General features: G+C 66.2%; 24 protein-coding genes. 15 read left to right on the top strand and 9 right to left on the bottom strand.

The window, feature by feature from the left end; all coding sequences use genetic code 11:
• Positions 1-84: 84 nt before the first annotated feature.
• Positions 85-900: a hypothetical protein gene (locus V3330_RS14035; RefSeq protein WP_354696066.1), complete on the top strand. Its 816-nt coding sequence runs from the start codon at positions 85-87 to the stop codon at positions 898-900.
• Between the two features lie 69 nt (positions 901-969).
• Here V3330_RS14035 and V3330_RS14030 read toward each other — a convergent pair whose 3' ends face one another.
• Together V3330_RS14030 and V3330_RS14025 are read right to left on the bottom strand one after the other, a co-directional pair.
• Positions 970-1,131 carry a hypothetical protein gene (locus V3330_RS14030; RefSeq protein WP_354696065.1) on the bottom strand — a complete coding sequence of 54 codons (162 nt, stop codon included), beginning with the start codon at positions 1,129-1,131 and terminating at the stop codon, positions 970-972.
• A 64-nt stretch (positions 1,132-1,195) separates the two neighbouring features.
• Positions 1,196-3,268: a M1 family metallopeptidase gene (locus V3330_RS14025; RefSeq protein WP_354696064.1), complete on the bottom strand. Its 2,073-nt coding sequence runs from the start codon at positions 3,266-3,268 to the stop codon at positions 1,196-1,198.
• Positions 3,269-3,384: 116 nt separating this feature from the next.
• Between V3330_RS14025 and glnE the strand changes: the two genes are divergently transcribed.
• On the top strand, positions 3,385-6,228 hold the full coding sequence (gene glnE / locus V3330_RS14020; protein ID WP_354696063.1) for a bifunctional [glutamate--ammonia ligase]-adenylyl-L-tyrosine phosphorylase/[glutamate--ammonia-ligase] adenylyltransferase: 2,844 nt from the start codon (positions 3,385-3,387) through the stop codon (positions 6,226-6,228).
• Here the strand turns inward: glnE and V3330_RS14015 are convergent.
• Entirely contained in the window at positions 6,184-7,203 is a 1,020-nt protein-coding gene (locus V3330_RS14015; protein ID WP_354696062.1) for a mitochondrial fission ELM1 family protein, read from the bottom strand. The genes glnE and V3330_RS14015 overlap by 45 nt on opposite strands.
• Positions 7,204-7,319: 116 nt before the next feature.
• On the opposite strand from V3330_RS14015, the gene V3330_RS14010 reads away from it, so the two are divergent.
• Genes V3330_RS14010 through V3330_RS13995 form a run of 4 tightly spaced genes read left to right on the top strand, consistent with a single transcriptional unit; the run spans position 7,320 to position 10,700 of the window.
• Positions 7,320-7,496, top strand: coding sequence for a zinc-finger domain-containing protein (locus V3330_RS14010; protein WP_435791831.1), 177 nt, complete (start codon positions 7,320-7,322; stop codon positions 7,494-7,496).
• Between the two features lie 29 nt (positions 7,497-7,525).
• On the top strand, positions 7,526-8,650 hold the full coding sequence (locus V3330_RS14005; protein ID WP_354696060.1) for a glycosyltransferase: 1,125 nt from the start codon (positions 7,526-7,528) through the stop codon (positions 8,648-8,650).
• Positions 8,647-9,918, top strand: a complete 1,272-nt coding sequence (locus tag V3330_RS14000; protein ID WP_354696059.1) for an O-antigen ligase family protein — start codon at positions 8,647-8,649, stop codon at positions 9,916-9,918. The genes V3330_RS14005 and V3330_RS14000 overlap by 4 nt, the downstream gene beginning before the upstream one ends.
• A complete protein-coding gene (locus V3330_RS13995) occupies positions 9,915-10,700 on the top strand; it encodes a glycosyltransferase family 2 protein (protein ID WP_354696058.1) in 786 nt (261 codons plus the stop codon). The genes V3330_RS14000 and V3330_RS13995 overlap by 4 nt, the downstream gene beginning before the upstream one ends.
• A 140-nt stretch (positions 10,701-10,840) precedes the next feature.
• On the opposite strand, the gene V3330_RS13990 is transcribed toward V3330_RS13995, so the two are convergent.
• On the bottom strand, positions 10,841-11,755 hold the full coding sequence (locus V3330_RS13990) for an LpxL/LpxP family acyltransferase (RefSeq protein ID WP_354696128.1): 915 nt from the start codon (positions 11,753-11,755) through the stop codon (positions 10,841-10,843).
• Positions 11,756-11,841: 86 nt separating this feature from the next.
• Between V3330_RS13990 and waaA the strand changes: the two genes are divergently transcribed.
• Positions 11,842-13,107 carry a lipid IV(A) 3-deoxy-D-manno-octulosonic acid transferase gene (gene waaA, locus V3330_RS13985; RefSeq protein ID WP_354696057.1) on the top strand — a complete coding sequence of 422 codons (1,266 nt, stop codon included), beginning with the start codon at positions 11,842-11,844 and terminating at the stop codon, positions 13,105-13,107.
• 25 nt (positions 13,108-13,132) lie between these two features.
• On the opposite strand, the gene V3330_RS13980 is transcribed toward waaA, so the two are convergent.
• Entirely contained in the window at positions 13,133-14,494 is a 1,362-nt protein-coding gene (locus tag V3330_RS13980) for a TolC family outer membrane protein (protein WP_354696056.1), read from the bottom strand.
• Positions 14,495-14,569: 75 nt separating this feature from the next.
• A complete protein-coding gene (locus tag V3330_RS13975; protein ID WP_354696055.1) occupies positions 14,570-15,223 on the bottom strand; it encodes a protein-L-isoaspartate O-methyltransferase family protein in 654 nt (217 codons plus the stop codon).
• Between the two features lie 367 nt (positions 15,224-15,590).
• Here V3330_RS13975 and V3330_RS13970 point away from each other — a divergent pair, with 367 nt between their 5' ends.
• From V3330_RS13970 to V3330_RS13950, 5 genes are all read left to right on the top strand, one after another.
• Positions 15,591-16,118 carry a sigma-70 family RNA polymerase sigma factor gene (locus tag V3330_RS13970; protein ID WP_354696054.1) on the top strand — a complete coding sequence of 176 codons (528 nt, stop codon included), beginning with the start codon at positions 15,591-15,593 and terminating at the stop codon, positions 16,116-16,118.
• Positions 16,105-16,809 (top strand): DUF3379 family protein, encoded by a 705-nt coding sequence (locus V3330_RS13965; RefSeq protein ID WP_354696053.1) that lies wholly within the window; start codon positions 16,105-16,107, stop codon positions 16,807-16,809. The genes V3330_RS13970 and V3330_RS13965 overlap by 14 nt, the downstream gene beginning before the upstream one ends.
• Positions 16,810-16,927: 118 nt before the next feature.
• Positions 16,928-17,938 (top strand): DUF2333 family protein, encoded by a 1,011-nt coding sequence (locus V3330_RS13960; protein ID WP_354696052.1) that lies wholly within the window; start codon positions 16,928-16,930, stop codon positions 17,936-17,938.
• 94 nt (positions 17,939-18,032) lie between these two features.
• Positions 18,033-18,299, top strand: coding sequence for a hypothetical protein (locus V3330_RS13955; RefSeq protein ID WP_354696051.1), 267 nt, complete (start codon positions 18,033-18,035; stop codon positions 18,297-18,299).
• A gap of 8 nt (positions 18,300-18,307) precedes the next feature.
• Entirely contained in the window at positions 18,308-18,880 is a 573-nt protein-coding gene (locus tag V3330_RS13950; protein WP_354696050.1) for an N-acetylmuramoyl-L-alanine amidase, read from the top strand.
• A gap of 64 nt (positions 18,881-18,944) precedes the next feature.
• Here the strand turns inward: V3330_RS13950 and V3330_RS13945 are convergent, their stop codons facing one another.
• The gene (locus tag V3330_RS13945) at positions 18,945-19,262 is read right to left on the bottom strand and encodes a DUF2845 domain-containing protein (RefSeq protein ID WP_354696049.1); all 318 of its coding nucleotides are present in this window, start codon (positions 19,260-19,262) and stop codon (positions 18,945-18,947) included.
• 178 nt (positions 19,263-19,440) lie between these two features.
• Between V3330_RS13945 and V3330_RS13940 the strand changes: the two genes are divergently transcribed.
• From V3330_RS13940 to V3330_RS13930, 3 genes are all read left to right on the top strand, one after another.
• Positions 19,441-19,986 (top strand): hypothetical protein, encoded by a 546-nt coding sequence (locus V3330_RS13940; protein WP_354696048.1) that lies wholly within the window; start codon positions 19,441-19,443, stop codon positions 19,984-19,986.
• Between the two features lie 76 nt (positions 19,987-20,062).
• Positions 20,063-20,476, top strand: coding sequence for an MAPEG family protein (locus V3330_RS13935; RefSeq protein WP_354696047.1), 414 nt, complete (start codon positions 20,063-20,065; stop codon positions 20,474-20,476).
• Positions 20,477-20,480: 4 nt separating this feature from the next.
• Positions 20,481-21,203: a hypothetical protein gene (locus V3330_RS13930; protein ID WP_354696046.1), complete on the top strand. Its 723-nt coding sequence runs from the start codon at positions 20,481-20,483 to the stop codon at positions 21,201-21,203.
• Between the two features lie 34 nt (positions 21,204-21,237).
• On the opposite strand, the gene V3330_RS13925 is transcribed toward V3330_RS13930, so the two are convergent.
• Positions 21,238-21,933: a response regulator gene (locus V3330_RS13925; protein WP_354696045.1), complete on the bottom strand. Its 696-nt coding sequence runs from the start codon at positions 21,931-21,933 to the stop codon at positions 21,238-21,240.
• 3 nt (positions 21,934-21,936) lie between these two features.
• Entirely contained in the window at positions 21,937-23,361 is a 1,425-nt protein-coding gene (locus V3330_RS13920; protein ID WP_354696044.1) for an ATP-binding protein, read from the bottom strand.
• Positions 23,362-23,439 lie beyond the last annotated feature (78 nt).

The raw sequence follows: 23,439 nt of genomic DNA, 5'->3' as shown, positions 1-23,439 counted from the left end.
GACGGTTCGCGCCAATCCAAAGCCCCGCCGGGGTGCAAGGGCACAGCGAGCAGTACCTTTCGACAACCAGCACGGGAGCCCATCATGAATAGTCTGAAAACACGCAAGCCAACCCGCCTCCTCGCCGCGTTGTGCCTGCTGCTGCCGGCCTTGCCCGCAACCGCCGGCGGGCTGATCGAGACGGACCTCGACGCCTTCCTCGACGCAACCTTCGCAGCCGACTCGGCCGATATCACCAACCACTGGTGGACCCTGCCGGCCGGCACCAACGTGCTGTACTTCGCCGAGGAAGGCGACGAGTGCGCCTGGAACCTGGTCGAGACCCTGCCCTTGACCACCGATGCCTTCGTCGGCCCTTATGCCGGCACGTCGGCCCGCATCGTGCTCGACCGGGAATGGGTGGATGAGGAATGCGAGTACGACACCTTCGCCGAGGTATGGGCCAATGCCGATGTGGCTGAAATCACCTACGACTGGTACGCCCAGGACACGCTCGGCAACATCTGGTACATGGGCGAGGACACGATCGATGACGAGGGCAGCGACGACGGTTCATTCGTCGCAGGTTGCGACGGCGCCGAGGCCGGGATCGTGGTGCTCGGAGAGCCCGCGAAAGGCGACCGCTATCAGCAGGAGCACCTCGAAGACGAGGCCGAAGACTGGGGCAAGGTGCTGAACTTCGTCGAGATGGACGGACTGATTTGCATGAAGACCAAGGAGTGGACGCCGCTCGAGCCCGGCAACGTCGAGCACAAGTTCTACTGCAGCGACGGCGAGGTGGGCGCGCTGGCGCGGATCGAGCAACTCAAGGGGCAGACCGTCATCGTCGAGCCGATCGACTACGACGTGGCGGCGCCACCGGCACCGGCGGCCCCGCCGAGCGCGATTCCCGAGTGCTGAATCAAACCCGCACAGACCGTCTCCCGAACCGGCGTGCGCTCACGCCGGTTCGGCTTGTCTCCTCCGCGATCAGCGAAATATCGCGTAGTAAATCACGTAGAACCAGGAAAACAGGCCGTGCAGAATCGCCCAGCCGATCGACTGGTTGACGTTGAACGAGATGGCCATGGCCAGCGCGGAGCCGAAACTCACGCCGTGCCAGCCGACTTGATTGACGATGACTCCTCTCATGAATATTCCCTCCGGTTGAAACGGAATGCGGTTGCCGGCCACGCGGGCCGGTCCGCCGCGGAACTCAATGCCCGGCCGCGGCCACGGTGGGCGGTGACTCGACCGCCAGAATCGGTTCGATCGCGGCAACGGTCAACGGATGGTAGTTGGCCCGGGCGTCGGCAAACACCTCGCGGGCCCAGTCCAGATCCTCGCCATTGCGGGCCAGCGCCTCGTAGACCGGCCGCAACAGGCGAATCCGCCCGTAGTGCCGCAGGTAATCGCGCATGGCCGGGTAAGCCGGACGGAATCGCCACTCCGCCGCCCGCGTGTACCAGGTGCGAGCGATTTCGGCATTGCCGGTGCCGGTCAATCCCAGCGCCGAATCCAGTGCCGCGATGCGCTCGGGTGCGAGGTCGGCAGGCAAGGACTGCAGGAAATGCACCGTCGCCAGCGGACTCCATCGACCGGCGGGGATTTCGTCGGGCGGGCTCATACCGCCGGCGAACGCGGCCGCGGCGGCCCCGGCGCGTTCCAGACTGGCCGATGACGGCACCACGGCCTCGTCGGGGATGCCGGGCCGGTACAGCCAGGCCTCGAGCCGCTCGCGCGGAAACACTCCGGGGTGGGCCGCGAGCAGATTTTGGTCGGTGTATTCGAGAAACTGCTCGGTGGTGATCGCCTGCCAGGCGAAGTTTTCGAAGTAGCCCCTGAGGAAGGCATCGAACACCGGCCGCGTGAAGTGGTGTTCCAGGGTGTCCAGCAGCAACTGGCCCTTGCGGTATTCGACCCCGTCCTGGCCCACATCCGGATCGCCCTCGTCGAAGCGCGGCGCCAGTGCCTGCATGTTCTCCGGCACGGTGCCGAGCAGATCGAGGAGATCGTGGTAATTGAGGGTGCGCTCCTCGTCGGCCCGCTCGCGGTCGTAGATCACCTCCATCAGCCGGCCTTCGAGGTAGTTGGTCATGCCCTCGTTGAGCCAGATGTCGCGCCAGGTCGCGTTGCTGACCAGGTTACCGGACCACGAATGCGCCAGTTCATGCGCCACCACCGAAACCAGGCTGCCGTCACCGGCGATCAGGCTGGGCGTGAGAAAGCTCAGGCGCGGATTTTCCATGCCGCCGTAAGGGAAACTCGGCGGCAGGATCAGCAGGTCGTAGCGGCCCCATTCATAGGGTCCCCACAGGGCTTCCGCGGCTTCCAGCATCGCCTGGGTATCGGCGAACTCGGCCGCCGCGGCCGGCAGGATTTCCGGCTCCGCGTAAACCCCCGTGCGGTCGCCGAACGGCGCGAAATCGAGATGCCCCACCGCCAGCGCCATCAGGTAGGAGGGGATCGGCTGCGGCATCGAAAAGTGATACTCGCCGTCGTGCTGCGCCTGCGGATCGTTGTCCGCGCTCATCACCGCCAGCAGGCCTGGCGGGGTGCGGATCACCGCGTCGTAGGTGAAACGCACGGCCGGCGTGTCCTGCAGCGGAATCCAGCTGCGCGCGTGGATGGACTGCGACTGCGTGAACATGAACGGATGCTCGCCGCCCGCCGTCAGTTCCGGCGGCAGCCACATAATGGCCGAGGCGCCGGGGCCGGTCTGATAATCGATGCGAATCCGAAAAACACCCGCGAGCTCGAAATCCACCGGCAGGTCGATGCGCACGGCATGTCCTCGGACCGGGTCCGGTGCCGCGTCCGGCCGGCTGACGGTCAACGACCGCGCTCCGCCGGTTTCATCGAGCAGGGACGCACGTTCGATCTGCAATCCCCGACTGTCGAGCGTCAGTGAGTACACAGGCCGGAGTGCGTCCCCGGTCGTCGTGCGTCCCGCGTCATCCGGCCCCCCGGACTCCGCCTCCTGCAACCAGGCAAGCTTCGCCGGATCGGTCAAACCGACGTGCAAAATCGCGTATCCGCGCAGCACCTGCCGCTCGAAGTCGACATCCAGATCGAGTTCGATGTGCCGCACGGTCATGCCGTCGCGGTTGGCAAAGGAAAAGTAGTCCCGGGCGGGGTCGTACGCTTCGGCCGTGACGGGCGCCTCCCCGGTCCGCTCGACCGCATCCTGTTTCACGGCGGCTCCGCTGCCGGTGTCCGCTCCGGGATCGGCCTCGCACCCGGCCAGCAGCACGCCGGCCAGCAGAAGGAAAGCCCCGATCCTGCCCATTGCTTCATTCACTGAGTTTTTCATGGGCCACATGGTAGAGGACGCCCCGTTTCAGTTCACCTGCGCGGCGGCGGCCGGCGGGTCGCAGGCCGTGCACGCCACCGTATAATCGCCGCATGAGCACCGCCGTTCCGCCTGACCACCCGGGCCACACGCCCGCCGCCCCGGCCCGCCCCGGCGCGGCGGCCGCTGAGGCGACGCCCTGGGGCGGCGCACCCCCGGAGCCGCTGCCGGCGGACCGGCGTGCCGACCACGTGCGCGCCTGCAGTCCCTTTGTCGCCGGCCTGCTGGACCGCCATCCGGCTTGGCTGGACGGCCTCGATGACCGCATCGCGCCCACGGCGGAAGACCTGCGATCCGCTATCGCCGCGGCAGGGCCGGATTCCGAAGACCACACCATCGACCGGCTGAACCGGGGTCTGCGCGAATTCCGCAACCACCAGATGGCCCGTATCATCTGGCGCGACCTGTGCGGACTCTCGGATCTGGACGAGACCTTTGCGGCCCTCACCCGCCTCGCCGAACTGTGTCTGGATGCCGCGCTCGATGCCCACTTCGAACGCCTGGTCGGCAAACACGGCGAACCGCTGGGTCCGGACGGTGAATCGCAGCGGCTCACCGTAATCGGACTGGGAAAGTTCGGTGGCGGCGAACTCAACCTGTCCTCGGACATCGACATCATTTTCTGCATTCCCGGTGGGGGCGGCGAAACCGCCGGCGGCAGCGGCCGCCCGCTCGCCAACGACGCGTTCTTCATCCGCCAGGCACGCGGCGTGATCGCCAGCCTGTCCGATGTCACGGCCGAGGGGTTCTGCTTTCGGGTCGACACCCGGCTGCGCCCCTACGGCGACGCCAGTCCGCTGTGTACCCCGCTCGCCGCGCTGGAGCAGTACTACCAGCGCGAGGGGCGCGATTGGGAGCGTTATGCACTGATCAAGGCCCGGCCGGTGGCCGGCGACCACGAGCTGGGGAAGGAGCTGATGCAACTGATCCGCCCCTTCGTCTACCGGCGCTACATCGATTTCAGCGCCATCGAGGCCCTGCAGAACATGCATGCCAGCGTGCGCGAGGACGCCCGCCGCAAGGAGCGCCTGGACGACATCAAGCGCGGTCCCGGCGGCATCCGCGAAATCGAGTTTCTGGCCCAGTGCTTCCAGATTCTGCGCGGCGGGCGCGAACCCGTGTTGCAGACCCCGTCGCTGGCCGCAACGCTGGACGCCATCGGAGAGCTGGAACTGCTGGAGCCCGGGCAATTGGACGCATTGCGAGCGGATTACGTATTTCTGCGCCAACTCGAGAATCGCATTCAGGCACTGCACGACCAACAGGAACACCGGATGCCGCACGGCGACGACCGCGGCCGGCTGGCCCGCGCCATGGGTTGCGCCGATACGGAACACCTGGAGCGCCGTACCGCCGAGGTCCGGCAACGCGTCGAGGAGCGCTTTCGGGGGATATTCCCGCACCGGCCCGAGGCCGAACCGGACTCCGACTGGTCGGAACGCTGGCGCGCCATGCAGTTCGGCGACGAGGCCGCCGCCGACGCCAGCGAGGGCGACCCGTCGCTGCAGGCCTTCCTGCGGGCTCTGAGCCGCCGCGCGCTCAGCCAACGCGCCCGGCGCCGGCTCGACCGCCTGATGCCCCTGTTGCTGCGCCGCCTGGCCGAACGGTCCCTGGACGAAGCCACCCTGAACCGGATCTACGACCTGATACTCGCCATCTCGCAGCGCAGCGCCTACCTGGTGTTACTGGTACAGAATCCGGCCGCGCTCAATCGCATGATCGACCTGTTCGCGCGCAGCGCGTGGATCGCGGAAAAAGTGACCCGCTTCCCGGCCCTGCTCGATGAACTGATCGACCCGTCGCTGGGACGCCAGATCCCGACCGAGGAGGAATTGGGCCAGAGCGTCAACCGGCTGCTGGCCGCCGGTCAGGGTGCCGAGGCCGTACTGGACGGCCTGAACTACCTGCGCCTGGCCATTACCCTGCGCATCGCCGTGGCCCTGCTGCAGGATAATCTGCGCGGCGAAGGTGCGCAGACCGGCCTGGCCGGACTCGCGGCCGCCGTGCTGCGCGGCGTGCTGGAACTCGCCGCCGGCGAAATCGAACAGCGGCATGGCCGCATCGACACACCGGAGCCGGAAGGCACCGGCAACAGCCTGGCCATCATCGCCTACGGCAGCCTGGGTGCCTTCGAACCCGGATTCGATTCCGATCTCGACATCGTGTTCCTGTTTCGTTCGGGCGACCCGCCATCCGGGGGCGCCCGCAGCCTGCCCGCGGAGCGCTATTACGCCCGACTGGCCCAGCGCACCCTCAGTTTTCTGACCGCGATGACCCCTTCGGGCCGCTTGTACGCGGTGGACACCCGCCTGCGCCCCAACGGCCGCGCCGGATCGCTGGTCAGCTCGGTGGAAGCCTTCTCCGAGTACCAGGAGAAAGAGGCCTGGACCTGGGAATTGCAGGCCCTGACCCGGGCCCGGGCCATCGCCGGCAATCCGTCGACCGGCGCGGCGTTCGAAGCCATTCGCAAGCGGGTGCTGAGCCAGCCACGCGATGCCGACAAGCTGCAGACCGATCTGACGGAGATGCGCGCACGCATCCAGCGCGAGCATGGCGAGGGACAGGACACCAGCGGGCGCGCCAAGCTGGCCCGTGGCGGGCTGATCGACATCGAATTCATCATCCAGCGGGGCGTGCTCGAATCGGCCTGCGATCACCCGGAAGTGCTGCGCTCGACCGCGTCCCTGGAGCAGCTTCACAGCCTGGTCGAATGCGGCTGGATCGGTGCCGAAGAAGCGGCCAGCCTGGAACGGGCGGCGCGTGGCCTTCGCCAGTCCCGCATGTGGCGAGCCGTGACCGGAGACGATCCCGAAAACCCGCACGGCGAAGCCGTGGACCCGGATGTCGTACGGTCAATTTTCGAGGCCCGCGTGGGTCCCCTGGCCGAGCCCACCTGAGCGGCGCAGCCGGACGGCCACGGCCGGAGTTTCCCGCAGCCGGCGGCACGCGCGTTGCCCCGCCAGCACCCCGGCTAACTCCTCAGCCGGGTGCGCATAACCATCGGCGAGCAGGGTCCGCACGAAATCGGCGATCCGTCCGCGCACCCGTTCGGCACCCAGCACACAGACCGGCCGCCCCGTGGCACAGGCCTCGCTCAGCAGATTGACGCTGTCGGCGGTTACCACGAAGTGCGTCGCCCGGGACAGCGCGGCTCGATAGCTTCCGGCACCGGTTTCGTCGGCCCGCCAGCCGGTGAATCGCCGGACCGGCGGTACGGTCAGCTTCGTGAATTCGTCGCGCGCCCAGCCGGGCGTGCGCGGCGATGCAACCGCCTCCAGGCTGCCCCCGGCCCGGTGAACCGTTCCGGCCAACGGCGCCAGATGCTCCTCCAACCAGGCGGGTGACAGGTCGAAATGCCGTGACCGGCCTCCCAGCAGCAGCACCACGTGCGGTTCCGGACCGGTTCGCACCGGGTCCTCCGGCGTGCACGACAGCCATTTTTCATCGACCGGATTGAGGCTGCCCAGGGTGCGGATGACATTGGGAGCGCTGACCGCGTCGTGGCGGGGCGTGATCAGCCAGTCGAAGTGCCGTGGATCGATTCCGCAATGCAGAATCTGCACCGTGAGCGGACGCTCCGGCCAGTAATCCGCGAGCCAGCGCAGCACCAGCGCCGAGCGGCGTCCACAGGAAATGACGGCCCGCGGAGGCTCGACCGGCAGGGATCGGCGCAGAGCGCCGTGCACGGCCAGCCCCAGCGGCAATCGCCGAGGCGCCAACCACCGCCACGGAGGCAGCAGCCGCAGCTCGATGCGGCGGGCGCTCAAGTCGAGCTGGGCCGCCAGGGCACTCACCTGCCGCCAGTGGCCCGGCCTGCCGTCGTCCAGCAACAGCAGCCGTGCCCCGGAATCGCCCTCAGAATTTCCTGACATGGGCGGCGTGGTGTGCCGTAAAATAGGCGGTTACAGACCGCATGGGCGAAATCCTGCCTGGCCGGACGACGGGAGAAAACATTGTGACACATGCCACGGATGCCGCGGACCCCTCACTGGAGGCCGCCAACACCGAGAAAATCTACCGGGTGAGCCGCGAGGACCTGCCGTTGTCCTGCCCGATGCCCGACCAGAAACTGTGGAATGCCCACCCCCGGGTATACCTGCCGATCGAGAAGACCGGATCGGCGATCTGCCCCTACTGCAGTGCCCGCTACGAGCTGATCGACTGATTCCGCCCGCGCACCGCTGATCCTTCGCCATGCATGTCGTCCAGGCCCTGGTTTCGCTGAATCTGGGTGGATCCGAACTGGTCGCAACCGAGCTCACGGAGTATCTGGCGGCCACGGGTCACCGGGTCACGGTGATTGCCGCGAACGGCCCGCTGGCGCCGCGCGTGTCGGCCGCCGGGGCCGCGCACCTCGACTGGCCCATCGGCCGCAAGCGGCTGGCTACCCTGGCCTATGTGCGGCGACTGGCGGAATGGCTGAACGCCGAACAGCCCGATGTGCTGCACGTTCACTCCCGCCTGCCCGCCTGGATCTGCCTGCTGGCCCTGCGCCGGTTGAGCCCGGAGCGGCGACCGGCCTTCGTCACCAGCATGCACGGCCATTACTCCGTGAACCGCTACAGCGCGGTGATGGCACGCGGCGACCGGGTGATCGCGGTCTCCGACCACATCCGGGAGTACACCCTGCGCAACTACCCGATGGCACGGGCCGCCGATGTCATCACCGTCCACGGCGGCACCAGCGCCGCGCAGTTTCCATACGGTCACCGTCCAGACGCGGTCTGGTGGGCACAAACCCTGGGCGAGTTTCCGGAACTGGAAGGCAAACGCATCATCTGTCTGCCGGGCCGCCTGTCGCGCTACAAGGGCCACGCCGATTTCATCGAGCTCGTAGCCGCCCTGGCCGGCGAATTTCCGGACATCCACGGCGTGGTCGTCGGCAAGGCCCGCCCGGGCTCGCGCTACCGCAGTGAGCTCGAAGGCCTGGCCGGGCGGCTGGGCGTTCTGGACCGGGTCACCTTCACCGGCGCGCGCCTGGACATGCGCGACTGGCTGGCCGCCAGCGAAATCGTCTACAGCCTGTGCAGCGACCCGCCGGAAGCCTTTGGACGTACCGTCCCCGAGGCCCTGCACCTGGGCGTGCGCGTGATTGGCTGGGATCATGGCGGAGTACAGGAAGTGCTGGCCGGCATGTTTCCCGAGGGCGCCGTGCCCCCGGACGATCCCGCGGCCCTGCTCGACCGCACGCGCGCCTTCCTGCGCGATCCGCCCCCGGTTCCGCCCAGCGACGCCTTCGGACTGGATGAATCCATGCGGCGCACCTGCGCGGTTTACCGTGCCCTGCGCCCCGATCCGAACGATGAGGCCCCACGATGAAACTTCTGCTGCGCCGATTGAGCACCGAGTGGCCAAGCTGGGCCGCGGTCGCCTTTATCGCCTTGCTGCCTTTTGGCCGCCTGTCCGAGATTCCGCTGTCGTTGTTCGCGCTGTCACTGCCCTTCGTGGCCCGCTCGGCGGATCATCGCCGGAATCTGCGCCGGGCCGCGCCCTTGGTCCTCGCCCTGTTCGCCTGCTTCTGGCTACCGATGCTGGCTTCCGCGACCGACTCCATGAATCCCGGCAAGAGCTGGAGCCAGAGCCTGGCGGCCCTGCGCTTTCCGGCGGCGGCCCTGTCCATGGCCGTGCTGCTGCATGCCCCGTCGGCGCGCTGGAGGGTGCTGCGCTGGACCGCCTTCCTGCTGGTGTTCTGGGCGCTCGACGGCTTCGTGCAGTTGCTGTTCGGCAATGACCTGTTCGGCATCACCATGCATCCCGACCGGCTCAATGCCCTGTTCGTGGACAAGTACCAGTTCTACGGTCCGACCCTGGCCATGCTGTCGCCGCTGCTGCTTGAATACGCGCGCCGCGAATGGCCGGCCTGGGCCTGGTCCCTGTCCTTCACGCTGATTTTGGGTGCGGTGATGATTTCCGGCATGCGCTCGGGGTGGCTGAGCATGGCCATCGTGCTGGTCACCTACGTGCTGCTGATGTTTCAGCGCGAAAACCGGGAATTGCGCCGGACCATGCTGACGGTGCCGGCCCTGGCCGTTCTCATCCTGACCCTGAGCTACCTCGCCTCGCCCTTGTTCCAGGAACGCCTCGAGCTGACCCGGGCGGTCGCCGAAGGCACCGGCGAGGCCATTGACTACGCCTCGTCCGAACGCCTGCCCATTTTCACCACCGCGTGGCGCATGTACCGCAATCATCCCGTCAACGGAGTCGGCGTGCGGGCCTTCCCGGTCGCCTACATGATCTACGCCGATGAGGACGACATCCACATTCAAAAGTCCGGTGGCGTGTCGGGCGCGACCCATGCCCACAACGTGGTGCTGGAAGTGATGGCCGATACCGGTACGATCGGCCTGATCGGCCTGTTGCTGGGCGCGATCATCGCGGCCCGGTCCTGGTTGCGTGCCCCTCCGGCACGGCGGCAGGACGCCTTCCCGGCGGTCCTGGCCCTGGTGCTCGTGCTGTTTCCGCTCAACTCACATTTTGCGATTTACGGCACCTATACGTCCTCGCTGATCTGGTTCCTGGTCGGGTTGTGGGCCGCGACGATCCGGCCCAGCGTGCTGCCGGGAGCCTCCGCCACGGCCGGCCGGTGAACCCTGAAGCCGCATCCCCGCGCCTGCCGCTGTCGCTGGTGATCACGACCCGCGACAACCGGGCGACGCTGGAGCGGTGCGTGAGGAGCGTTCCGTTCGCCGACGAGGTGCTGGTGCTGGACTCGCTCAGCACCGACGGCACCGATTCGCTGGCCGAATCCCTGGGCGCCCGCGTGGTTCGCGAAGCCTTTCGCGGCTTCGGCCCGCAGAAACAGCGGGCCATCGGGCTCGCCCGGCATGATCAGGTGCTGTTGCTCGATGCCGACGAGGCCTTGTCCGATGAACTGGCGGCGGAGATCAACACTTTGCTGCAGGCCGCAACGGAGCTCCCGCCCTGCCGGCTGCGCCGGGAGGAATGGCTGTACTGGCGCTGGCCGCGGGCGGGCACCCGGCTCACCGACCACCTGCGCCTGTTCGATCGCCGCACGGTGCGGATGAGCGACCACCCGGTGCATGCCGCCCCCCGTACCGATCGGCCGACCCGCCTGTTGCGCGGCCGGCTGCGACATCACGGCCACGCGGACATCGGCGGCCAGTTGCGACGCATCGACGTCTACACCTCGGGCGCGGCGCATTGGCGGGCCGGACCGGCGTGGCTGGAAGGACTGCGCATGATTCTGGCGCCGCCCGTGGCCTTTCTGCGGGAATACGTGTGGCGACGGCAGTTTCTGAACGGCTGGGCCGGCTATATCGCCGCACGATTGGCCGCGACGCACGCATTTCTGCGCCACGCCCGCCGGCTCGAGGGAAAGCGGCGGACCCCGAAATCCGGCTCAGAATGACGACCGCAGCACCGCGATGGTCATCAGCACCACCGTCACCAGAAACAGGATGCGGAGCAGGTTTCTGATCAGATTGTCCATCCCCTCACTCCTATCGCGCGGCCTCGACGCCTGCCATGGCCGATCGCCCCGATCGCGGGTCATTCGTAAAACGGGGCCTCACCGGCCGGCCGGCTTTTGAAGCGGCGGTGAATCCACCAGTATTGCTCCGGTACCGTGCGGACATGGGCCTCCATGATCGCATTGAGTCGGCCCAGCGCCGCCTCCGGGCTCTGGTCGGCGAACCCGTCCAGCTCCGGAAGAATGCGCACCGTGTAGGTCCGGCTGCGTTCATCATACGCCGGAAACATCGGCACCACGGCACAGCCGGTCAGGCGGGCCAGCCTGTGGGTCGCCACCAGGGTCGCCGTCGGAATGCCGAAAAACGGTGCAAAGACACTCTGCTCGGGCCCGAAATCCTGGTCCGGCGCGTACCACACCAGTCCGCCACGACGCAGGTAGCGGATCGCGTCGCGCATGGAGCGCTTGCTGATCATGGCCTTGCCGTAGGCCAGGCGGGAGCGATTCTGGAACCACTCCAGAACCTCGCTGCGCAGCGGCCGGTAGATGCCGGCGGCGGGCAACTCCCGCGCCAGCAGACGTCCGCCGATTTCCAGGCACGACAGGTGCGCGGTCACCATCAGCACACCGCGCCCCTGTTCCAGTATCGTCGCCACCGCGCCGCCACCTTCAACCCGGCCGAGCCCGGCAAAGCGCCGATCGGACCACGTCCAGGACCAGGCGATTTCGAAGACGGCCCGTGCCAGGGCCCTGAAATTCTCCCGCACCAGTGTCTCGCGCTGCGCCGGGGACCAGTCCGGATAACAGCGCCGGATATTGCGTTCGGCAATGCCACGCCGGCGCTTCATGCCGAAGTGGATGAGCCCCGCCAGCGGCCGGGACAGGACCAGGGCGAGCCGCCGCGGCAGACGTCCGACCAGTCCGATCAGTCCCACGGCCAGCCATCCGGGCCAGTTCCCGGGCCTGAAAGATGGGCGCTTGCCGGCCTCGGTCATCATCCGGCGTATTGTACGGATACGCCCCGGGCGGGTGGTATACTTTCGCGCATTCGCGGATTCCCAGGGCCCAACGGACCCGAAACGTGCGCGCGCTCTACTCTCTTGCCGTCTACCTTCTGACGCCTTTCGTCCTGTTGCACTTCGTCATCCGCGGCGTGCGCAACCGGGATTATCTGCGCCGCTGGCGGGAACGATTCGGTTTCTTTCCCATGCCGGTGTCGCCCGGCGGCATCGTGGTGCACGCCGTTTCGGTCGGCGAAGTCAACGCCGCCGCCCCGTTGATCCGCGCTCTGGCGGAACGCTTTCCCGATCGCTCCATGACGGTCACCTGTTTCACCCCGACCGGCTCGGACCGCGTCCGTTCCCTGTTCGGGGACCGGGTGCATCACGCCTATGCGCCACTGGATCTGCCGGGGGCTGTCCGGCGCTTTCTGGATCATGTACGGCCCCGGCTCATCGTGATCATGGAAACCGAGATCTGGCCCAACCTGTTCATTTCGGCGGCGGCCCGCGACGTGCCCGTTCTGATCGCCAACGCCCGTATTTCGGCGACCTCGGTCAAGGGGTACCGGCGCATCCGACCTGTGACCCGGGCGGCCCTGGCCCAGGTGGCGCTGATTGCCGCGCAAAGCGACCAGGACGCCGCGCGGCTGGCCGACATCGGCGCCGACCCGCACACCGTGGAAGTGATCGGCAACCTGAAATTCGACATGAATCTGCCGGCGGGCCTGGAGGCCCAGGGACAGTCGGTTCGCGAGCGCTGGGGCCTCGAGCGGCCCGTATTGCTGGCCGGCAGCACCCACGAGCACGACGAAAGTCCGGTACTCGAGGCCTTTCGGCAGGTGCTCGAATCCCTGCCACGCGCATTGCTGGTTCTGGTACCGCGCCACAACGAGCGCTTCGGCCGGGCCACCCAGGCCGCTCGCCATGCCGGACTGGAAACCCGTCAGCTCAGCGAGGGTTCCGACATCGACCCGTCAACCCAGTGTTTCGTGGTGGACGCCATGGGCGAACTGATGCGTTACTACGCGGCCTGCGACGTGGCCTTCGTCGGTGGCAGCTTCGAACCCGTGGGGGGGCATAACGTGCTCGAACCGGCCGCGATGGGAAAACCGGTACTGGTGGGACCGCACACGTTCAATTTCGAGGAAATCACCGAACAACTGATCAGCAGCGGGGGTGCCCGGCGAGTCGCCGATGCCGGTGAACTCGCGGAGGCCTCGATCCGGCTGCTCGGCGATGCGGCGCTGCGGGCGCAGATGGGGGAAGCCGGAATGGCGCTGGTTCACCGGCGCCAGGGTACCCTTGCGCGCACCCTGGATATCGCCTCCGAACTGCTGGAACGCTGAAGCGCAAGGCGCCGCGCCGCGAGCTTTAGTCCAGCAACTCGTTGACCACCCGCAGATCCTCGGACGACAACAGACCGGCTGAATTCTTCAGGCGCAGGTGGTCGACGATGTAGGCGTGACGCGCCACCGAGTTGTCCCGTTGCGCCTGGTAATAGCGCTGTTCGGCGATCAACACGTCCACGATGGTGCGGGTACCCACCTCGAAACCCGCCTGGGTCGCCTGCAGCGCGCTCTCGGCGGACACCACGGCCTGGCCGAAGGCCTGAACCTGCTGGATGCCGGCGAGCACGCCACGATAGGCATTCCGCGTGAGACGAACCGCGGCGCGCTGCGTTTCGTCCAGGTCCTCGCTGGTCGCATCGAGCAGGTAGCGCGACTGGCGGGTCCGCGAGCTGACCCGGCCGCCCTGGTACAGCGGCACACTCAGAACGAGTTGAATCTGCGTATCCTCCACGCCCAGCGAAGTCGTGCCGATGGGTTGCTGGAAGTCATCCCGGATCAGGAACTCGTTGTTGGTGAAATCCTGGTAACTGGCGACCAGGTCCAGGGTCGGGTAATGCCCGGACCGCTCCAGCCGCATGGTGGCATCGGCGATGTCCACACCGGCCAGCGCGGAGAGCACCAGCGGGTTGCTGCGCAGCGCCATTTCCACCCAGCCATTCGCATCGGCCGGGTCCGGCTCGACCAACGGCAGGGTCTCCTGCAACACGTCGTATTCCTCGAAGTATTGACCGGTCAACTCGCGCAGCGCTTCCTTGGCATCCGCCAGGTTGTTGCGGGAAACGATCGCCCGCGCCCGGGCGTTGTCGTAGCTGGCTTTGGCTTCGTGAACGTCGGTAACCGCGGTGAGACCGACCTCGAAGCGCTGTTCGGCCTGCTCGAACTGGCGCTGGAACGCCTTTTCCTCGGCTTCGGCGAAAATGACGCCGTCGATCAGGGTCAGCACGGTAAAGTAGCTATCCGCCACCCGCAGCAGGAAATCCTGGAATTCGAGCTGGTAGACGGCTTCGGCCTGGTCGATCTGGGCGCGCGCGATGTCCAGGCTCTCGTAGTTTGCCTGCCGGTAAAGGCTCTGGCGCAGGGTAATGGAATAACTCTCGGTGTCGGTGTCGGTATCGGATACTTCAATGCCGCTGATGCTGGTTTTCGAGTCACCCCGCGTCATCGTTCCGGTGGCGCTCAGGTCGGGCAACAGATTCGCCCAGGCCTGTTTCTTGCTCTCACCGGCAGCCTCGCGGCGGTATTCGGCCGCCCGCAGGCGCGGATCGTTCTTCAATGCCAGGTCGTGCACGCCGACCAGGTCTACGGCGCCGACAGGCCCTGCGGCCGAAACGGTCGTCAGCGCACAGGCCAGGGCCAACCAGCCCCGCTTGGTATTCTCAGACATTTCCCACTCCTAATGGCTTACTGCGCCCTGGTTTTTTGCGTTTCACCGGTCGATCGTCCGGGTCGTTGCGGTCAGTCAGAACTCGAATGCCGGCGGAGGTTCCGCATTGACCAGCCGCGGCAAATCGGTTTCGAACAGGCTTTCGTCCTGCCATTCACTGACCCCCACCCGCGTCAACAGCCTGGCTTCCATGGCCGGCGAGGATCCGGTCACGATGAACATTCGCCCTCCCGGATTGACCCAACCTCGAAACACGTCGGGCACGTCCGGGACCGAACCGGTCACGACGACCAGGTCATGAGCCTGTTCCGGCTGCCACCCGGCCAGCGCATCCCCGACGAACAACTCCACGTTGTCGATGTGCTTGTCGCGCAGGCGGGCCGCAGCCTCTTCATGCAGGTCGTCGTAAAGTTCGACACTGCATACGGCTCGCGCCAGGCGGGCGAGGCAGGCCGTGATGAATCCGCTGCCCGTGCCGATTTCCAGCACCGTCTCGTCGGCATCCACTTCCAGCGCCTGCAGCATGCGCCCCTCGACATTCGGCCGCATCATGCACTGGTCGTGCGGAAGCGGAATCGACAGGTCCGCAAACGCCAGCTTGCGGTAGCGGACCGGCACGAAATCCTCACGATGCACGGCTTCGAGCACGTCCAAAACCCGGGTGTCGAGCACCTCCCAGGTTCGCACCTGCTGTTCGACCATGTTGAAGCGGGCGCGTTCAAAATCCATATTCACCGTTCCTGTCTCCGGCTGGGCGCTCAGGGCGCCTGATACAAACGGTTAAGGTTAAGCGCTGAGGGTGCAGCCAGCAAGAGTGCAGGCTGTATCACCGTGGCTTAAGTGCCATAAGTCACACGACTCCGCAGAACCGGGTTATGCCTCGGCACATTGGTGCATATGGCGCTGCGCCGCTATCATGCTCCCAACCGGGGCTTGTCCCGACGGCCGGCAATCCGCACATAGGGCTGATGCATGAGCTCGCGATACAGGCAAATACTGACGTGACTACCGAAACAGGATCAGTCCGGCCGGAGTCGAAAGGCCGAGGAAGGATGTATTTCAAATTGACTGCAAGATACCTGCCGGAATACCGGTCATGAGCAGTGAAGCCAATCGTCATGCGCGTTTCAACGAGTTGGCTGAGGCGTATGGTACGGACCTTTACCGCTACGCGATGTGGATTTGCGGTAACGACGCACTGGCCAAGGATCTGGTTCAGGAAACCTACCTTCGCGCCTGGAAGGCGTTGGACAAACTGAAGGATCCGGGCGCGGCCAAGAGTTGGTTGATTACCATCCTGCGCCGCGAGTACGCACGGACCTTCGAGCGCAAGGTGCCGAAATTCACCGACGTGGACCAGGTCGAGGTTCCCGAAGACACGGAGCCGGAACCGGATGACCGGGTCGAAATACAGATTTTGCGGCGCAGCATACAAAAACTGGCGCCAAAGTACCGCGAACCCCTGCTGCTGCAGGTGGTAATGGGGTATAGCTGCAAGGAAATTGCCGACGAGCTCGGCATCACCAAGAGCGCGGTGATGACACAGCTTTTCCGCGCACGCGAGCAATTGACGCAGCGTTTACAGAGAGACGGGGTAACGGGTAATGTCCATGAACTTTTCTGAATTCAAGCGACTGCTGGGTGCTGAACCCGGCAACAGGGACCCCGAGTTCCTGCGTGCCCGCGAGTCGTCGCCTGAATTCGCCGAGGCCGCGGCCGAATCCGACCGGCTCGAAGCGCAACTCAAACGCGCACTCGACCTGCCGGTACCGGCCGGCCTGATCGACGAAATCAAGCAGACTCCACAGCGCAGGGAGCATCCTCCGCTGCGCTACTTCGCCCTGGCCGCCAGCGTGTTGCTGGCCGCACTCGCCGCCATCGCGGTGTGGCGGGTGGATACCGGCCCCGTGCCCATCGAGGAATACGTGGCCAACCATTTCAACCACGACGGCTCGATCGTCTTGCAGCGCGGCGAAGGTCAGGTGGCCGACAACGTGCAGGAACTGCTGGCCTCGTTCGATCTGACCATGGATGCGGAAGCGGCCGGCAAGGTCGGCTACATGATGCTGTGCCCGACCCCGGAAGGCGTCGGGGTGCATTTCATGGTGCACACCGAGAACGGGCCGGTGACGGTGATCGTCATGCCGGAAACAGCGGTGAGTGGCGGTGAGCATTTCGCGTTCAATGGCATGCACGCCGAACTGATCGCACTGGATCGGGGCTCGGCCGCCATCATCGCACCACAATCCGGACTGTTGGCGGGGATGGATGCATTCGTCCAGCAGTCCATCGTGCCGGCCGAATTGGGGTCCTGACGAACACCCCGGGCCGCGGCCCGGAAAGGTTCCAAGGCGATTCGCCCCGCCTGGCGGGTCCGCATAAGCGGCGGGGTGGCCGCATGGGTGCGGTGCAATCTGCTATCTTTTCAGGATCATGATTGCCCTGACCCGTCCCAATGCCCGTACCACGCGCACTCTGCTGGTCGCCATCCCGTCGGCGCTTCTGGTTCTGTGCGGCATCGCCATGTTCTGGCTGAACCACGAACCTCCGCTGTTCGATCCACTCAAACGCAGCACCGAACATGCCCAGGCTCACGGTCATGCGCGGGTGGTGGGCTACACGACCACCGCCACCCTGATCGACGTGATCGAAGTCCTGCTGAACAAGCGCGGCGGTTATGTTTCCAACGACATCATGCCGCCATGGGTGTTTCTCGATAACGTTCCCAACTGGGAGTTCGGCGTACTCACCCAGTCACGCGACCTCGCCCGCGCGTTGCGCAATGACCTCAGTCGCTCGCAGACCCAGTCCACCGAGGATCCGGATCTGGCCGAAGCAGATCCGCTGATGCACTATGACAATGGCCGCTGGGTGCCGCCAGACACCGAGGGCCGGTACCGCAAAGCCATGGCCGCACTGGAGAGCTACCTGACCCGCCTGTCCTCGACCACCGAGGCGCAAGCGCAGTTCTATGCCCGGGCCGATAACCTGACCGACTGGCTCGCGGTGGTTGAAAAACGGCTGGGTTCCCTGTCGCAACGCCTGTCCGCCAGTGTCGGCCAGGTACGCCTGAACACGGATCTCGCCGGCGACACGGGTGCCCGGCAGTCCACCGAAGGCGCAGCAGCGGTGCGGGTGAAAACGCCCTGGACCCAAATCGACGACGTGTTCTACGAGACTCGCGGCACCGCCTGGGCGCTGGTGATGTTCCTGCATGCCATGGAACACGATTTCGACGAGGTACTGCGCAAGAAAAATGCGCTGATCAGCTTTCGCCAGATCATCCGTGAACTCGAGTCCGCCCTCGCCCCGTTGCACGCGCCCATGGTTCTGAACGGCGACAAATTCGGATTTTTCGCCAATCATTCGCTGGTCACGGCCAATTACATCGCACGCGCCAACGCGGCCATCATCGACCTGCGCAACCTGCTGCAGGACGGATAACCGCCAGCGCAGGCCGGGGGCTCTGGGCGTCGGCCGCGAAATCCCCGGCGCCGGGCGTTATAGTCTGCCCTCCATGAATGAACGAGGACCCTCGATGACCCGCGCAGTACCAACCGCCGCCTTCCGCCCGGCGTTCCACCCGGTAATTTCCGCTGCCATCGCTGCCCTGGCGCTTCTGATTCTGTCCGGCTGCGCCGGTGACGGCATCGACGATCGCCGCGCCGGTCAGCAGATCGTGTGCCACAAGGAATCGAAAACCCTGGCGGTTTCCAATGCCGACAGTTTCGTGCACCTCAATCACGGCGACTCCCCCGGGCCCTGCCCCGTGGACGACGAAAAAGACGCCGCGTCGGCGGATTGACGGGCACCATGCCTGCGCCCCCGCTGTATCGCCGGCCGCTGCCTTATCAGCATCGGCTGGAACGGCGGCGAGCAGCCGCGGTCGACCTGCTCGTCATCCACTGCACCGAACTGCCCGATCTGGTAACCGCCCGAAGCTACGGCGAAACCATTCACTATCCGGAGAGCCAGACGGGTAACGCCGGGCACTTTTACATCGATCGCGACGGGCGCATCGAAGCCTGGGTAGACCCCGACCGGGTGGCTCATCACGTGCGCGGATTCAATGCGCGCAGTATCGGCATCGAACTGGTCAATCGGGGGCGCTTTCCGGAATGGCTGCACACCGATCAACAGAACCCGGACGAACCCTATCCCGACGCGCAGATCAACGCCCTGATCGAACTGGCGCGGTACCTGTGCGAACAATTCCCCGGTCTGACCCGGGTCGCCGGCCACGAAGACCTGGATACCGAACGGGTACCGGCATCGAACGATCCACACCAGACGGTTCGTCGCAAACGCGACCCCGGGCCACGGTTCCCATGGGCGCGGCTGCTCGACGCCGTGCCCCTGCAGCGCCTGTCACCGGACCGGGATTGAGACTGAGCCCGAACCCGAACCACCCGGTAACCCGTCCCGAAGCGGGTTCAGGCACGCCTGCCGGTCAGGAGCCCCCGCCGCGGCGGCCCGACTCGACGCCCACGACCCGCCCCCGATACAGCAGGACGATGCGTTCCAGCCGCCGCGGACCATTGAGGTAATACCAGCGCTCGACCCGGACCTGCTTGCGGCCCTGCGGCAGCCAGATCGAAGCCTGGCCGCTTTCGCGTCTCCCCGGTTCGCCGCAACGCGACAGTACGTCGGCTGCGCTGTCACCGTCGCGCACCACCTTGCGGCCACAACGGAAGCTGTCCGACCAGGAAAGCGGCGGGGCCGCCATCACCAGTAACACCGTCAGAAACACGGAACTCGGCCTGGCCATCAGTCTTCCGACGAGCGAGCCCGGCGCGCGCCTCATCCCCGGCTTTTTCACGAATCCACGCATGACGTCCATGGTGGCCGGCACGCGGACCGGCGGAAAGCGGAAATCACCCCGGATTTGCGTGGGAAATCACCGCGGGCGCTGACGGAACCGGTAACGGGCGGTAAAGTGTGTGCGCATGAAACGCCCGAACTCAACACAAGACGCTCCGCGGGCCCGCGGGCGACAGTGCCTGCCCTGCACGGCCTGCTGCCAGGGCTGGCTGAGCGCCGACGTCCTGGGCCACCACATGCGGGCCGGACACCCCTGCCCGCACAGCAAACCCGAAGGTTGCGGTATCTATAGCGAGCGGCCGCAGGTTCCGTGCCGCACGTTCATCTGTTCCTGGCTGGTCGACGACAGTCCCCTGCCGGACTGGATGCGCCCCGATTCATGCGGCGCCATCGTGCTGCTGTCGATGCGCTGGGACGATGAGTACGTCATCTCCGCCGTGCCCGTCGGCCCTACCATCCCGGACCGCACCCTCACCTGGCTGAAGGACTACGCGCGCCAGCACCGCCGGCCGCTGGTATTCTATGAACGAATCCGCACCGACGGCCGTTACACCGGCCTCAAGCGTTTCGGTTTCGGCCCGCCGGCCTTCCGTGACAAGGTCGCGCGCCATTCGGCCGACTCCGGACTCGACGAGATGCGCCTGTTCTCAGCCGGGGAAACACCGGCATGAGCGCTGCTCGCCGCGCCAGGCGGCCCGCTGACCGTCGCGTGCCGACATCACCGCTTGAGTTCTCAGGAGCCCTGCAATGAACGTGCTTTATCCGATCTTCGTGCTTGCTCTGCTCACCCTCGCCGTCGCCATGCGCCTCGGTTTCCTGCGCTGGCGGGCGGTGAGCCGGCGTGAAGTCAAGGTCGAGTATTACCAGGCCTACCAGGGGGAGGGTGAACCGCCCGCGGTGCGAATCGTTTCCCGCCACCTGATCAACCTGATGGAAATGCCGGTGCTGTTCTACATCGCCTGCCTGATCGCCTACGTCACCGGTCTCACAGGCGGGGTGATTCTGGGGCTGGCCTGGACCTACGCGGCTTTGCGTATCGTGCACACCGTCATCCATCTCGGCTCCAACGTCGTGTTGTGGCGGTTCCGTGTTTTCGCCTTCAGCGTCATGGTTCTGACCCTGTTGTGGGTCGTGCTGCTGGCGGGTCTGGTGACCCGTTGAAGCCATGAGCGGCGAGGCGGCCATCCTGCACATCGCGTCGCGCTTTTGCGGCCCGCCACAGTCGGGCAACGGCGGTTACGTCAGTGGCAGCCTGGCCGCCTTCGTCACGGGCGACTGCCGGGTCCGGCTACTGCGACCCCCCCCGCTCGAGCGTGATCTGGTGGTGCATACCGACGCGGACGGCGTCACGCTCATGGACGGCCCCGACCTCATCGCCCGAGCCCAGCCACACACCCTCGACCTGACACCGCCAGCCGCCCCGGAGTTCGAGGAAGCGGTGTCCCGCAGCCGTCACTACCCGGGCCTGTCGCGACATGCGTTTGGAACGTGTTTCGTCTGCGGTCCCGACCGGGCGGTCGGCGACGGCCTGCGCATTTTTCCCGGACCGGGGGACGACGGACGGGTCGCCTGCACCTGGGTGCCTGACGCATCGCTGTGCGATGACCACGGACAGGTGCTTGCGCCCTTCGTCTGGGCGGCCCTGGATTGCCCCGGGGGTTGGGCCTGGATTAGCGGCGGCGACCGGGTTGCGGTGCTGGGCGAATTCGCCGTACACATCGACGGGACACTTCATTCTGGTGAGGACTACATAATCGTCGGCTGGACCATCGGCGACGACGGCCGCAAACACCACTGCGGATCGGCGCTCTACTCGGCCACGGGCAAACCGCTGGCCTGGGCCGCCAGCACCTGGTTCGATGTGGTTCCGGCGCAAATGGGCGCTTGAGCCGTACGACGGCAAGCCCGATCGGCCGTGCGATTCAAGCTTCCGGCAAATGCATCCGGTAGCCGACTCCGTAAACCGATTCGATCACTTCCCCCCCGGGTGCTGCTTCGGCCAGTTTTCGGCGCAGATTCTTGACGTGGGTGTCCACCGCGCGATCCGATACCACCCGGTAATCGCTGTACATGGCATCCATCAGTTGATCGCGCGAGAAAACCCGGCCCGGCTGATCGGACAGGGTACGCAACAGTGCGAATTCAACCGGGGTGAGCTGCAGGCGGACCCCGTTCAGCCGCGCTTCGAAGCGGTCCACGTCGATTTCCAGGCCTTCCGGCATGGCGGCCGCCGGCATTCGGTGGCGCCGCAGCACCGCTCGCACCCGCGCCACCACTTCGCGGGGTGAAAACGGCTTGCAAATGTAATCATCCGCACCGAGTTCCAGGCCCAGCAGACGGTCGATTTCCTCGACCCGCGCCGTCACCATGATGATGGGCACGTCGCTGTCGGCACGCAGCGCCTTGCAGACCTCGATGCCGTCCATTCCGGGCAGCATCAGGTCGAGCAGAATCAGGTCGGCCCGATGGGCCTCCTGCCACGCCAGCACCTCGTCACCGCGGTCGATCACATGGCTGCGGTAGCCGCCCAGCGACTGCAGGTAGTCCACGAGCAAACGGGCGATCTTCGGCTCGTCTTCGACCACCAGAATCATCGGGTTCGTATCGGCTGAAGTCATGCCTCAGGCCTCCAGGGGTAACTGAACGCGGATCAGCAATCCGCCCAATTCGCTGTCATCGGTCTCGATCGACCCACCGTGGGCGGCCACGATCTCGCGGCAGATCGCCAGCCCGAGGCCGCTTCCACCACCCGACCGACCACGGCTGGGCTCGGCCCGGTAAAACCGATTGAAAAGCTGTTCGCGTTGGGATGGGCTGAGTCCCGGCGGCGAGTCCTCCACTTCCAGCGAATATCCATCCTCCTGCTGGATCAACCGCACGCGGACGATCCCGCCGACGCCGGTGTAACGGCAGGCATTCTCCAGGAGGTTTTGCAGCACCTGCCGCAGGCGCTGCCGGTCACAGCGCGCCTCCAACCGGTCGGGAACACAGGATTCCAGGGTCAAACCAGCCGCCCGCAACCGCTCCTCGAAGCTGTCCAGAACCTGCCGCAACAGCCCCGCGACATCGGTGGATTGAAAGCGGAATTCCAGGGCGCCGGCATCGGCCAGCGCCAGCGTCTGCAAATCCTCCACCAGCCGGCCCAGGTGCGCGACTTCCTCGTGCAATGACTCCAGACCGGCCGGATCGGGGGTGCGCACACCGTCCCGCATGGCATCGAGCTCGCCACGCAGAATGGCCACCGGCGTGCGCAATTCGTGGGCGACGTCCGCAGTCCACCGCCGGCGAGCCGTGCGATTGCGTTCCAGGGTTTCCGCCAGCCGGTCGACATCACGTGCCAGAGCCCCGATTTCATCCTTGCGCCGCACCCCGGTGCGAGCGGCGAAATCTCCGTCGGTCAGAGCACTGACCGACTCACCCACCCGTCCGACCGGCCGTGCGAGGTTGCGCGCCAGCCAGAAACCCAGTCCGGTGGCCAGCAACAGCGCGACGGCCAGGGACGCCAGCAGGGCGCGGCGTTGAAAATCCAGGAACTGCCGGCCCTCAGGGGTCATGACCCGTCCGGTGGGCCGAAAACCGACCCAACCGACGGTTTGGCCATCAACGGTGATCGGGGCCGTGCGGGCCTCCTCCAGATCGCCATACCGCGCACCCGCCACCCATTGACTCTGGGCATCGAGCACGAACAGGCGCCGCCACAGGTGACGCACGGTGTCAGGAGACGCTGCGCGCGCCGGCGGCGGAAAGGGCCGGTCTCCGGTTTCGGGTTCCCCGCGTTCCGGCGGCATGACGCCCTCCGGGCGCTGTCGCGCCAGCAGGCGCATCCAGCGTCGCGGATCCCGCCGCAGTGAGCCCCAGTCGCCCTGTTGCCGGTACAGGCGAGCCAGCTCCGGCGCCAGCAACTCCAATTGCCGGGATTCCTGTTGCTCGAGAAAATGCAGGAATCCACGCTGCAGCGCCACGCGCGACAGCACGCTGCTGGCGATGAGGGCGAGTACGGTGCTGACGAACAAGGCCAGCAGGATTTTGGCGCGCAGGGTTTTCATGATTGTCGGCGCTATCGTGCACGTCCGCAGGCGCCGCGATCAAGGAGCTTTGCCGTGATTGGCCCAATCTTCCGATTT

Origin of the sequence: Elongatibacter sediminis, from assembly GCF_037892215.1 — a bacterium.
GTDB classification, from domain to species: Bacteria; Pseudomonadota; Gammaproteobacteria; order Xanthomonadales; family SZUA-36; genus Elongatibacter; species Elongatibacter sediminis.
This window is presented reverse-complemented; position numbering and strand designations above follow the sequence as displayed.

Excerpts from the sequence above, each read along its gene's own strand:
- V3330_RS14005 (WP_354696060.1), top strand. The coding sequence starts at position 7,526 with ATGCATGTCGTCCAGGCCCTGGTTTCGCTGAATCTGGGTGGATCCGAA.
- V3330_RS13950 (WP_354696050.1), top strand. The coding sequence starts at position 18,308 with ATGCCTGCGCCCCCGCTGTATCGCCGGCCGCTGCCTTATCAGCATCGG.
- V3330_RS13980 (WP_354696056.1), bottom strand. The coding sequence starts at position 14,494 with ATGTCTGAGAATACCAAGCGGGGCTGGTTGGCCCTGGCCTGTGCGCTG.
- V3330_RS13975 (WP_354696055.1), bottom strand. The coding sequence starts at position 15,223 with ATGGATTTTGAACGCGCCCGCTTCAACATGGTCGAACAGCAGGTGCGA.
- V3330_RS14030 (WP_354696065.1), bottom strand. The coding sequence starts at position 1,131 with ATGAGAGGAGTCATCGTCAATCAAGTCGGCTGGCACGGCGTGAGTTTC.
- V3330_RS14025 (WP_354696064.1), bottom strand. The coding sequence starts at position 3,268 with ATGGGCAGGATCGGGGCTTTCCTTCTGCTGGCCGGCGTGCTGCTGGCC.
- V3330_RS13925 (WP_354696045.1), bottom strand. The coding sequence starts at position 21,933 with ATGACTTCAGCCGATACGAACCCGATGATTCTGGTGGTCGAAGACGAG.
- V3330_RS13940 (WP_354696048.1), top strand. The coding sequence starts at position 19,441 with ATGAAACGCCCGAACTCAACACAAGACGCTCCGCGGGCCCGCGGGCGA.
- V3330_RS13945 (WP_354696049.1), bottom strand. The coding sequence starts at position 19,262 with ATGGCCAGGCCGAGTTCCGTGTTTCTGACGGTGTTACTGGTGATGGCG.
- V3330_RS13955 (WP_354696051.1), top strand. The coding sequence starts at position 18,033 with ATGACCCGCGCAGTACCAACCGCCGCCTTCCGCCCGGCGTTCCACCCG.
- V3330_RS13990 (WP_354696128.1), bottom strand. The coding sequence starts at position 11,755 with ATGACCGAGGCCGGCAAGCGCCCATCTTTCAGGCCCGGGAACTGGCCC.
- V3330_RS14015 (WP_354696062.1), bottom strand. The coding sequence starts at position 7,203 with ATGTCAGGAAATTCTGAGGGCGATTCCGGGGCACGGCTGCTGTTGCTG.
- V3330_RS13965 (WP_354696053.1), top strand. The coding sequence starts at position 16,105 with ATGAACTTTTCTGAATTCAAGCGACTGCTGGGTGCTGAACCCGGCAAC.
- V3330_RS13935 (WP_354696047.1), top strand. The coding sequence starts at position 20,063 with ATGAACGTGCTTTATCCGATCTTCGTGCTTGCTCTGCTCACCCTCGCC.
- V3330_RS14035 (WP_354696066.1), top strand. The coding sequence starts at position 85 with ATGAATAGTCTGAAAACACGCAAGCCAACCCGCCTCCTCGCCGCGTTG.
- V3330_RS13970 (WP_354696054.1), top strand. The coding sequence starts at position 15,591 with ATGAGCAGTGAAGCCAATCGTCATGCGCGTTTCAACGAGTTGGCTGAG.
- glnE (WP_354696063.1), top strand. The coding sequence starts at position 3,385 with ATGAGCACCGCCGTTCCGCCTGACCACCCGGGCCACACGCCCGCCGCC.
- V3330_RS13930 (WP_354696046.1), top strand. The coding sequence starts at position 20,481 with ATGAGCGGCGAGGCGGCCATCCTGCACATCGCGTCGCGCTTTTGCGGC.
- V3330_RS13960 (WP_354696052.1), top strand. The coding sequence starts at position 16,928 with ATGATTGCCCTGACCCGTCCCAATGCCCGTACCACGCGCACTCTGCTG.
- V3330_RS14000 (WP_354696059.1), top strand. The coding sequence starts at position 8,647 with ATGAAACTTCTGCTGCGCCGATTGAGCACCGAGTGGCCAAGCTGGGCC.
- V3330_RS13920 (WP_354696044.1), bottom strand. The coding sequence starts at position 23,361 with ATGAAAACCCTGCGCGCCAAAATCCTGCTGGCCTTGTTCGTCAGCACC.